Here is a 9,346-nt window from a genome sequence, read left to right as displayed (position 1 = left end):
CGTTTGGCCTGCCGGGACGAGCCCGGTGGTTCCGTTTCTAATGCGTCACCCCGGCCTCACGGCCGGGGCACCAAAGCGGCGGCCTATGACCGCAACTTGAGTTCTCCGCAAGAGCGGAGATGACGATTATGCGTCGACCGTGTTCGGCGTCGCGTGGGTATCAACCCGCCCGATCACCTTCCAGGTCTTCAGCTTGGAGATCGGCGCAGTCTCTTCGATGCGCACGGTCTCGCCGGCCTTGTACTCATTCGCCTCGTCATGGGCGTGGTACTTCTTCGAGCGGCGGATGATCTTCCCGTAGAGCGGGTGCTTCACCTTACGCTCCACCAGAACCACCACGGTCTTGTCGCCCTTGTCCGAGACGACATTTCCGGTCAGCACGCGCTTCGGCATGGTCTCGGTCCTCTTACTTGGCAGTCGAGCGCGAGCGCTCGTTCTGCAGCGTCTTGATACGGGCGATGTCGCGACGCACTTCCCGCACGCGGGTCGGCTTCTCGAGCTGGCTGGTGGCAGCCTGGAAGCGCAGGTTGAACTGCTCGCGCTTCAGGTTGCCCAGCTGCTCGGCGAGCTGGTCGTCGGTGTTGGCCCGAAAGTCGGTTGCCTTGGTCATTTCTATCAGCCCTCCAGGTGCGTCGTGTCGCCGAGGCGAGCGACGACCTTGGTCTTGATCGGCAGCTTCATCGCAGCGCGCTCGAACGCTTCCGCTGCGAGCGGGCCGGGAACGCCGTCCAGCTCGAACAGGATGCGGCCCGGCTTGACGCGGGCGACCCAGAACTCCGGCGAACCCTTACCCGAGCCCATGCGGACTTCGGCGGGCTTCGACGAAACCGGAACATCCGGGAAGATGCGGATCCAGAGACGACCCTGACGCTTGATGTGACGCGTGATCGCGCGGCGAGCCGCCTCGATCTGGCGCGCGGTGATCCGCTCGGGCTCCATCGCCTTCAGGCCATAGGAGCCGAAGTTGAGCGCCGTACCACCCTTGGCTTCGCCATGGATACGGCCCTTGAAGGCCTTACGGAACTTGGTGCGCTTCGGTTGCAGCATTGTTCTGTCCTAGTCCTTAGCGGCGATGATCGTCGCGCGACGGGCGCACGCCCGAGGTCTGTGCCTCGAGGTTCAGCCGGTCCTGCGCCATCGGATCATGACCGAGGATTTCGCCCTTGAAGATCCAGACCTTCACGCCGCACACGCCATAGGCGGTGTGGGCTTCGGCCTCGGCATAGTCGACGTTCGCGCGCAGCGTGTGCAGCGGAACGCGGCCTTCGCGATACCATTCGGTGCGGGCGATTTCCGCGCCACCCAGACGGCCGGCGCAGGTGATACGAATGCCTTCGGCGCCGAGACGGAGTGCCGACTGCACCGCGCGCTTCATCGCACGACGGAACGCGATACGGCGCTCCAGCTGGTCCGCCACGCCCTGCGCGACGAGCTTCGCATCGACTTCCGGCTTACGGATCTCGACGATGTTCAGCGACACGTCCGACGAGGTCATCTCGCCCAGCTTCTTGCGAAGCTTCTCGATGTCCGCGCCCTTCTTGCCGATGATCACGCCGGGGCGTGCCGCGAAGATCGAGATGCGGCACAGCTTGGCCGGACGCTCGATGACCACCTTCGAGATCGCGGCCTGGGGCAGCGTCTTGACGATGAACTTGCGGATCTTGAGGTCCTCGAGAAGGAGCCGACCGTAATCGGCGCCTTCCGCGAACCAGCGGCTGTCCCAGGTGCGGTTGATCTGCAGGCGCAGACCGATGGGATTGCTCTTCTGACCCATTATGCTTCTTCCTGCTCGCGCACGACGATGCGCAGACGGCTGAACGGCTTCAGGATGCGGGTGGACTTGCCACGGCCGCGCGTCGCGAAGCGCTTCATCGTGATCGACTTGCCGACCGACGCCTCGGCGACGACGAGCGCGTCGACGTCGAGGTTGTGGTTGTTCTCGGCATTGGCGATGGCCGAGGCCAGAACCTTGCGCGCGTCGACCGCCATCGCCTTCTTGGAGAAGGCGAGGATGTTCATCGCTTCAGCCGCGGTGCGGCCACGGATGAGGCCAGCGACCAGGTTCAGCTTCTGCGCCGAGCCACGGATCTGGGTGGCGACGGCAAGGGCTTCCTTGTCGCCGACCTTGCGGGGGGCTGCCTGCTTGCTCATTAGCGCTTACCCTTCTTGTCCGCGGCGTGGCCGGGGAAGAAACGGGTCGGCGCGAACTCGCCGAGCTTCATGCCGACCATGTCCTCGTTGACCGAGACCGGGACGAACTTGCGGCCGTTGTAGACGTTAAACGTCAGACCAACGAACTGCGGCAGGATCGTCGAACGACGCGACCAGGTCTTGATCGGACCAGCGCGGGTGCCGGCGTCCTGAGCGGTTTCTGCCTTCTTGAGCAGATGCAGGTCCACGAACGGACCCTTCCATACGGAGCGAGCCATCTATCAGCCCTTCTTCTTCGCGTGACGCGAACGGATGATCATCTTGTCCGTCGCCTTGTTGTGGCGGGTGCGCGCACCCTTGGTCGGCTTGCCCCACGGGGTGACCGGGTGACGGCCGCCCGAGGTACGGCCTTCACCACCGCCATGCGGGTGGTCGACCGGGTTCTTCGCGACACCGCGGGTAAGCGGACGCGAACCCTGCCAGCGGCTACGACCGGCCTTACCGAAGTTCTGGTTCTGGTTGTCGGGGTTCGACACCGCACCCACCGTCGCCATGCAGGCGGCGTGGATGTAGCGCTGCTCACCCGAGCTCAGACGCACGATCACCATGCCACGGTCACGACCGACGACCTGGACGTAGGCACCGGCAGAGCGGGCGATCTGACCGCCCTTGCCCGGCTTCATCTCCACATTGTGGACGATGGTGCCGACCGGGATCTGGCCCAGCTCCATGGCGTTGCCCGGCTTCACGTCGGTCTTCTTGCCTGCGATCACCTTGTCGCCGACAGCGAGACGCTGTGGCGCGATGATGTAGGCAACGCGATCCTTGCCGGCTTCGTCGGCGCCGTAGTTGATCAGCGCGATGAAGGCGGTGCGGTTCGGGTCATACTCGATCCGCTCGACGGTGCCTTCGACGTCCCACAGGCGGCGCTTGAAATCGACGATGCGATAGCGCTGCTTGTGACCGCCGCCGATGCCACGCGAAGTGACATGGCCCTTGTTGTTGCGGCCGCCGGTCTTGGTCTTGCCTTCGGTCAGCGCCTTGACGGGGCGACCCTTGAAGAGCTGCGAGCGGTCGATCAGGATCAGCCCGCGGACGCCCGGCGACGTCGGATTATAGTTCTTGAGCGCCATGGTCTCAGATCCCCGTGGTCACGTCGATCTGTTCGCCCTGGGCGAGCGTCACGACCGCTTTCTTAAAGTCCGAACGGCGGTAGGGCGCGCCCTTCCACTTCTTGGTCTTGCCCTTCTGGACGAGGGTGTTCACGCCGGTGACCTTGACGTTGAACAGCGCCTCGACGGCAGCCTTGATCTCCGGCTTGGTCGCGTCGTTGGCGACCTTGAAGACCACGGCGTTCGCCTCGGAGACGAGCGTCGACTTTTCGGTGATGTGCGGGGCGAGCACCACGTCGTAGTGACGGATGTCGACCGGCTTGGACTGCTTAGCCATTGAAGCGCGCCTCCAGCTTCTCGACGGCAGCGCGGGTCAGGACCAGCGTGTCGCTCTTCAGGATGTCGTAGACGTTGGCACCGATCGCCGGCAGCACGTTGACCTGGTGCAGGTTGCCTGCCGCCAGCGCGAACGTGGTCTCGACGGTATCGCCATCGATCACCAGCGCCTTCTTGCCGAAGCCCAGCTTTTCCAGGTTGCCCACGAGCACCTTGGTCTTGCCGTTCTCGACGACCAGGCTGTCCATGACGATCAGCGAACCAGCCTTGGCGTGGCTCGACAGCGCCATCTTCAGGCCCAGCGTGCGGATCTTCTTGTTCAGCGACGGATTGAAGTCGCGAACGCGGGCGCCGTGCGCCTTACCACCGCCGATGAACACCGGCGCGCGGCGATCGCCGTGACGAGCGGTACCACCGCCCTTCTGGCGGCCCCACTTCTTGCCCGTACGCGCAACGTCCGAACGCTCGCGGGTGCCACGGGCGGTGCCGCGACGCTTCTCGAGCTGCCAGGTGACGACGCGGTGCAGGATGTCGGCGCGCGGATCGAGACCGAAGATCTCGTCGTTGAGCTCGATATCGCCCTTCTCGGCGGCGTCGAGGGTTTGAACCTTGACCTTCACTTAGCCCTCCTGGCCTTCGGTGGCTTCCGGAGCCGCCACTGCGGGCGCTTCGGCGGGAGCCTCGTTGCTGTTCGCGACGGTCTTCAGACCGGCGGGGTACGGCGCTTCGGCGTGACGGGCGACCTTGACGGCGTCCTTCACGATCAGCCAGCCACCCTTCGAGCCCGGAACCGAACCCTTGACGAAGATCAGGCCGCGCTCGGCGTCGGTGCCGACCACTTCCAGATTCTGCTGGGTGCGATTGCGGTCGCCCATGTGACCGGCCATCTTCTTGTTCTTGAAGACGCGACCCGGATCCTGGCGGTTACCGGTCGAACCGTGCGAACGGTGCGAGACGGAAACGCCGTGGGTGGCGCGCAGACCGCCGAAGCCCCAACGCTTCATGGCGCCGGCAAAACCCTTACCCTGGGTACGGCCCGACACGTCGACCAGCTGGCCTGCGACGAAATGGTCGGCCGAGATTTCGGCGCCCACGTCCAGCAGACCATCTTCCTCGACGCGGAATTCGCAGAGGATCGCCTTCGGCTCGACTTCGGCCTTGCCGAAGTGGCCGCGCTGCGGCTTGGCGACGTTCTTAGCCTTCGCCGTACCGGCGCCGACCTGAACGGCCACATAGCCATCCTTGTCGGTGGTGCGCTGTGCCACCACCTGGACGCCTTCCAGTGCCAGAACGGTCACCGGCACGTGCCGGCCGTCGTCCTGGAACAGGCGGGTCATCCCCATCTTCTTCGCGATAACGCCAGTGCGCATCGGCCTGTTGCTCCTATTACAGAGGCACCCCCGGGACCATTCCCGCGGGTGCGTGTTCAACCCTGAATTGTTTTACTGCGAAGCCCCCGTCCGGGCTGAACCTCCATCTTGCGATGGAAGAGACGGGGGACGCAGGCCCGGCCACTCGAAAGCCGCCGGCGGTATCCCTTGTCGCTGCGAGCCTGGTCGGCCCGCCACTCCTTGCGTTGGATCGGGGAACGATCCGGTCGAGGAGGATGACGACTCCGCATGCGGAGCCGCGAATCTCGAGGAAGCGGCGCCTTTACGTCAGCTACGCTTCCATGTCCACCGCATTAAAGGGTGAACGCCAAAAGCCCCCGCGAAGCGCGGGGGCTGAAGCCGGCTCAGGCCAGCTTGATTTCGACGTCGACGCCGGCGGCGAGGTCGAGCTTCATGAGCGCGTCCACGGTCTGCGGGGTCGGCTGAACGATGTCGAGCATGCGCTTGTAGGTGCGGGTCTCGAACTGCTCGCGCGACTTCTTATCGATGTGCGGGCCACGGTTGACCGTGAACTTGTCGATGTGAGTCGGGAGCGGGATGGGGCCACGGATGAGCGCGCCGGTACGGCGGGCGGTGTCGGCAATGTCGCCGGCAGCCTGATCGAGCACGCGGTGATCGAACGCCTTGAGGCGAATGCGGATATTCTGCGTTTCCATGGTCCTACCGATGCGAAAGAGCGGGGCAACGCACCCGATGCCACTCCGGAGAAAGCCCCGACCCCTGCCCCGTCCGCTGCGAGAGCGATGTGGGAGGCGCCGGTTGATCCGGAACGGCGGCTGGATGGCCGCCTCTTGCTGTTGAACTCTAAAACCGAAGGGCGCGCCAATAACGACCCTTCCATAAAAAGGCAACCGCCCGGCACTCATTTTTGAGTGCCGGGCGGAACCTTTTTTCATCACCTGCCGGCCAAGGCCGGCAAATGCTTACTTGTCGATCGAGGCAACCACGCCCGCGCCGACGGTACGACCGCCCTCACGGATGGTGAAGCGCTGGCCGACGTCCATAGCGATCGGAGCGATCAGCTTGATGCCCAGGGCGATGTTGTCGCCCGGCATCACCATCTCGGTGCCCTCGGGCAGCTCGACGGTGCCGGTCACGTCCGTGGTACGGAAGTAGAACTGCGGACGATAGTTCGCGAAGAACGGCGTGTGACGGCCACCCTCGTCCTTCGACAGGACGTACACTTCCGACTTGAACTCGGTGTGCGGCTTGATCGAGCCCGGCTTCGCCAGAACCTGACCACGCTCCACTTCGTCGCGAGCGACGCCGCGCAGCAGCGCACCGACGTTGTCGCCGGCCTGGCCCTGGTCGAGCAGCTTGCGGAACATTTCGACGCCCGTGACGGTGGTCTTGCGGGTGTCGTGAATGCCGACGATCTCGACTTCTTCACCAACCTTGATGATGCCGGTTTCGACGCGGCCGGTCACCACGGTGCCGCGACCCGAGATCGAGAACACGTCTTCGATCGGCATCATGAACGGCTTGTCGAGCGGACGCTCCGGCTGCGGGATCGACTCGTCGACTGCTGCCATGAGGGCCAGGATCGCTTCCTTGCCGAGCTTGTCGTCCGAACCCGAGAGCGCGGCGGTAGCCGAACCACGGATGATCGGAATGTTGTCGCCGTCGAACTCACGACGCGACAGCTCTTCGCGGATTTCCATCTCGACGAGCTCGAGGATTTCCTCGTCGTCAACCAGGTCGACCTTGTTGAGGAACACGACCATGGTCGGCACGCCGACCTGACGGGCGAGCAGGATGTGCTCCTTGGTCTGCGGCATCGGACCGTCGGTCGCTGCCACCACCAGGATCGCGCCGTCCATCTGCGCTGCGCCGGTGATCATGTTCTTCACGTAGTCGGCGTGACCCGGGCAATCGACGTGCGCGTAGTGACGGCTGTTCGTCTCATACTCGACGTGCGCGGTCGAGATGGTGATGCCGCGCTCGCGCTCTTCCGGAGCCTTGTCGATATTCGCGAAATCGACCGCTGCGTTGCCCGCAACGTTCTCCGCCAGGATCTTCGTGATCGCAGCCGTCAGCGACGTCTTGCCATGGTCGACGTGACCGATGGTGCCGATGTTGAGGTGCGGTTTGCTCCGATCGAACTTTGCCTTCGCCATTGTCTTCCTACCTTCTGATTCAATTTCCCGTGCCGCCAGGGGACTCGCGAGAACGCGGCCCCATAGCGGCTGTTTTCCGATTACGCCAGCTTTGCCTTCACTTCGTCGGCGACGTTGGCGGGCACTTCGTCATAGTGCGAGAACTGCATCGTGTACTGTGCACGGCCCTGGGTGAACGAGCGGAGCGCGTTCACGTAACCGAACATGTTCGCCAGCGGCACCATGGCAGTGACGGCCTGCGCGTTACCGCGGGTGTCCGTGCCCTGGATCTGGCCACGACGGCTGTTCATATCGCCGATGACGTCGCCCAGATAGTCTTCCGGGGTGACGACTTCGACCTTCATGATCGGCTCGAGCAGCTTGATGCCGGACTTCTGCGCCGCTTCGCGCATCGCTGCACGGGCGGTGATTTCGAACGCCAGCGCCGACGAGTCGACGTCGTGGTACGCACCGTCATACAGCAGCACTTCGAAGTCGATGATCGGGAAGCCGACCAGCGAGCCCGTAGCTGCCGTCTCGCGGAAGCCCTTTTCGATCGCGGGGATATATTCCTTCGGAATGTTACCGCCCTTGATCTCGTCCTTGAAGACGAAGCCCGAACCACGCTCGCCCGGCGTCAGCTTGACCTTGACGCGACCGAACTGGCCGGTGCCGCCCGACTGCTTCTTGTGCGTGTAGTCGATGTCGACCGGCTTCGCGAGATATTCGCGATACGCCACCTGCGGCGCGCCGACATTGGCCTCGACCTTGAACTCGCGCTTCATGCGGTCGACCAGGATCTCGAGATGGAGCTCGCCCATGCCCTTGATGATGGTCTGGCCGCTCTCCGAGTCGGACGAGACGCGGAACGACGGGTCCTCGCGGGCAAGACGATTGAGCGCGACGCCCATCTTTTCCTGGTCCGCCTTGGTCTTCGGCTCCACCGACAGCTCGATCACGGGCTCGGGGAATTCCATCCGCTCAAGGATGATCGGGGCGTTCTGCGCGCAGAGCGTGTCACCGGTCGTGGTATCCTTGAGGCCGGCGAGTGCGACGATGTCGCCTGCATAGGCTTCCTGGATGTCCTCACGGCTGTTCGCATGCATCAGCAGCATGCGACCGACCTTTTCCTTCTTGTCCTTCACCGAGTTCATCACGGTGGTGGCCGCTTCGAGCTTGCCCGAATAGATGCGCGCGAAGGTCAGGGTGCCGACGAACGGGTCGTTCATGATCTTGAACGCCAGCGCCGCGAACGGCTCCGTGTCCGAGGACGGACGCTCGTCCGGCGTCTCGCCGTCGAGCTTCACGCCCTTGATCGCCGGAACGTCGAGCGGGCTCGGCAGATAGTCGATCACCGAGTCGAGCAGGGGCTGCACGCCCTTGTTCTTGAACGCCGAACCGCACACGACCGGAACGAACGCCATCTCGAGCGTGCCCTTGCGGATCAGGCGCTTGAGGTCGGCGACGCTGGGCTCGTTGCCTTCGAGATACGCTTCCATCAGCGTGTCGTCGAGTTCGACGGCCATTTCGATCAGCTCGCTGCGATACTTCGCGGCCTTCTCGGCGAGATCCGCCGGGATTTCCTGATATTCGAACTTCGCACCCAGGCTCTCTTCGAGCCAGATGATCGCGCGATTCTCGACCAGGTCGACGAGACCCTTGAAGCCGCCCTCGATGCCGATCGGAAGATACAGCACTGCCGGACGCGCGCCGAGGCGGTCGATGATCGAGTTCACGCAGAAATAGAAATCTGCACCGGTGCGGTCGAGCTTGTTGACGAAGCACATGCGCGGCACGCCGTACTTGTCGGCCTGACGCCACACGGTTTCCGACTGCGGCTCAACGCCGGCAACGCCGTCGAAGCATGCGACCGCACCGTCGAGCACGCGCAGCGAACGCTCGACTTCAATCGTGAAGTCGACGTGGCCGGGGGTGTCGATGATGTTGATGCGGTGCTCTTCGCCCTTGCCGTCTTCGCCGCGCCAGAAGCACGTGGTAGCAGCAGACGTGATCGTGATCCCGCGCTCCTGCTCCTGCTCCATCCAATCCATCGTCGCGGTGCCTTCGTGCACTTCGCCGATCTTGTAGGACTTGCCGGTGTAATAAAGGATGCGCTCGGTCGTCGTCGTCTTACCGGCGTCGATATGGGCCATGATGCCGATGTTGCGGTAACGCTCGAGCGGATGGCTGCGGGCCATGATCGTGGTTTCCTTGAAAATTTGGGGAGCCGGACCGTCCAGCTCCCCAATATGTAGGTACG

At 63.8% G+C, this 9,346-nt stretch carries 13 protein-coding genes; all 13 read right to left on the bottom strand.

The window, feature by feature from the left end:
* Positions 1-126: 126 nt before the first annotated feature.
* The 13 genes from rpsQ to fusA all read right to left on the bottom strand — a co-directional run bounded on the left by rpsQ (position 127) and on the right by fusA (position 9,284).
* The gene (gene rpsQ, locus ACTJKY_RS06435) at positions 127-393 is read right to left on the bottom strand and encodes a 30S ribosomal protein S17 (RefSeq protein ID WP_064313337.1); all 267 of its coding nucleotides are present in this window, start codon (positions 391-393) and stop codon (positions 127-129) included.
* A gap of 13 nt (positions 394-406) precedes the next feature.
* The gene (gene rpmC / locus ACTJKY_RS06430) at positions 407-610 is read right to left on the bottom strand and encodes a 50S ribosomal protein L29 (protein ID WP_010545728.1); all 204 of its coding nucleotides are present in this window, start codon (positions 608-610) and stop codon (positions 407-409) included.
* A gap of 5 nt (positions 611-615) precedes the next feature.
* The gene (rplP, locus tag ACTJKY_RS06425) at positions 616-1,047 is read right to left on the bottom strand and encodes a 50S ribosomal protein L16 (protein ID WP_010545727.1); all 432 of its coding nucleotides are present in this window, start codon (positions 1,045-1,047) and stop codon (positions 616-618) included.
* 16 nt (positions 1,048-1,063) lie between these two features.
* Positions 1,064-1,774, bottom strand: coding sequence for a 30S ribosomal protein S3 (rpsC, locus tag ACTJKY_RS06420; RefSeq protein WP_093294268.1), 711 nt, complete (start codon positions 1,772-1,774; stop codon positions 1,064-1,066).
* Entirely contained in the window at positions 1,774-2,151 is a 378-nt protein-coding gene (gene rplV, locus ACTJKY_RS06415) for a 50S ribosomal protein L22 (protein WP_010545725.1), read from the bottom strand. Before rplV ends, rpsC begins: the two co-directional genes overlap by 1 nt.
* A complete protein-coding gene (rpsS, locus tag ACTJKY_RS06410) occupies positions 2,151-2,429 on the bottom strand; it encodes a 30S ribosomal protein S19 (RefSeq protein WP_264607826.1) in 279 nt (92 codons plus the stop codon). The genes rplV and rpsS overlap by 1 nt, the downstream gene beginning before the upstream one ends.
* 3 nt (positions 2,430-2,432) lie before the next feature.
* Positions 2,433-3,284 (bottom strand): 50S ribosomal protein L2, encoded by an 852-nt coding sequence (rplB, locus tag ACTJKY_RS06405; protein WP_264607825.1) that lies wholly within the window; start codon positions 3,282-3,284, stop codon positions 2,433-2,435.
* Positions 3,285-3,288: 4 nt separating this feature from the next.
* Positions 3,289-3,600: a 50S ribosomal protein L23 gene (locus tag ACTJKY_RS06400; protein WP_010545722.1), complete on the bottom strand. Its 312-nt coding sequence runs from the start codon at positions 3,598-3,600 to the stop codon at positions 3,289-3,291.
* The gene (gene rplD, locus ACTJKY_RS06395; protein ID WP_093294271.1) at positions 3,593-4,219 is read right to left on the bottom strand and encodes a 50S ribosomal protein L4; all 627 of its coding nucleotides are present in this window, start codon (positions 4,217-4,219) and stop codon (positions 3,593-3,595) included. The genes ACTJKY_RS06400 and rplD overlap by 8 nt, the downstream gene beginning before the upstream one ends.
* The gene (rplC, locus tag ACTJKY_RS06390) at positions 4,220-4,969 is read right to left on the bottom strand and encodes a 50S ribosomal protein L3 (protein WP_121074307.1); all 750 of its coding nucleotides are present in this window, start codon (positions 4,967-4,969) and stop codon (positions 4,220-4,222) included.
* Between the two features lie 365 nt (positions 4,970-5,334).
* Positions 5,335-5,646 carry a 30S ribosomal protein S10 gene (gene rpsJ / locus ACTJKY_RS06385; protein ID WP_010545719.1) on the bottom strand — a complete coding sequence of 104 codons (312 nt, stop codon included), beginning with the start codon at positions 5,644-5,646 and terminating at the stop codon, positions 5,335-5,337.
* Between the two features lie 267 nt (positions 5,647-5,913).
* Complete coding sequence (tuf, locus tag ACTJKY_RS06380; RefSeq protein ID WP_141988651.1) at positions 5,914-7,107, bottom strand: elongation factor Tu; 1,194 nt, start codon at positions 7,105-7,107, stop codon at positions 5,914-5,916.
* Between the two features lie 80 nt (positions 7,108-7,187).
* Positions 7,188-9,284, bottom strand: coding sequence for an elongation factor G (gene fusA / locus ACTJKY_RS06375; protein WP_440844905.1), 2,097 nt, complete (start codon positions 9,282-9,284; stop codon positions 7,188-7,190).
* Positions 9,285-9,346 lie beyond the last annotated feature (62 nt).

Origin of the sequence: Sphingomonas sp. 22176 (assembly GCF_052045505.1) — a bacterium.
In the GTDB taxonomy this organism is placed as follows: domain Bacteria; phylum Pseudomonadota; class Alphaproteobacteria; order Sphingomonadales; family Sphingomonadaceae; genus Sphingomonas.
The sequence above is the reverse complement of the archived record's forward strand: the minus strand, read 5'-3'. Positions and strand labels throughout refer to the sequence as shown.

Bases quoted from the DNA above. Each gene is read 5' to 3' on its own strand.
- rpsS (WP_264607826.1), bottom strand. From the start codon at position 2,429: ATGGCTCGCTCCGTATGGAAGGGTCCGTTCGTGGACCTGCATCTGCTC.
- rplV (WP_010545725.1), bottom strand. From the start codon at position 2,151: ATGAGCAAGCAGGCAGCCCCCCGCAAGGTCGGCGACAAGGAAGCCCTT.
- rpsJ (WP_010545719.1), bottom strand. From the start codon at position 5,646: ATGGAAACGCAGAATATCCGCATTCGCCTCAAGGCGTTCGATCACCGC.
- rpsQ (WP_064313337.1), bottom strand. From the start codon at position 393: ATGCCGAAGCGCGTGCTGACCGGAAATGTCGTCTCGGACAAGGGCGAC.
- rpmC (WP_010545728.1), bottom strand. From the start codon at position 610: ATGACCAAGGCAACCGACTTTCGGGCCAACACCGACGACCAGCTCGCC.
- rplC (WP_121074307.1), bottom strand. From the start codon at position 4,969: ATGCGCACTGGCGTTATCGCGAAGAAGATGGGGATGACCCGCCTGTTC.
- rpsC (WP_093294268.1), bottom strand. From the start codon at position 1,774: ATGGGTCAGAAGAGCAATCCCATCGGTCTGCGCCTGCAGATCAACCGC.
- rplB (WP_264607825.1), bottom strand. From the start codon at position 3,284: ATGGCGCTCAAGAACTATAATCCGACGTCGCCGGGCGTCCGCGGGCTG.
- fusA (WP_440844905.1), bottom strand. From the start codon at position 9,284: ATGGCCCGCAGCCATCCGCTCGAGCGTTACCGCAACATCGGCATCATG.
- ACTJKY_RS06400 (WP_010545722.1), bottom strand. From the start codon at position 3,600: ATGGCTAAGCAGTCCAAGCCGGTCGACATCCGTCACTACGACGTGGTG.
- rplP (WP_010545727.1), bottom strand. From the start codon at position 1,047: ATGCTGCAACCGAAGCGCACCAAGTTCCGTAAGGCCTTCAAGGGCCGT.
- tuf (WP_141988651.1), bottom strand. From the start codon at position 7,107: ATGGCGAAGGCAAAGTTCGATCGGAGCAAACCGCACCTCAACATCGGC.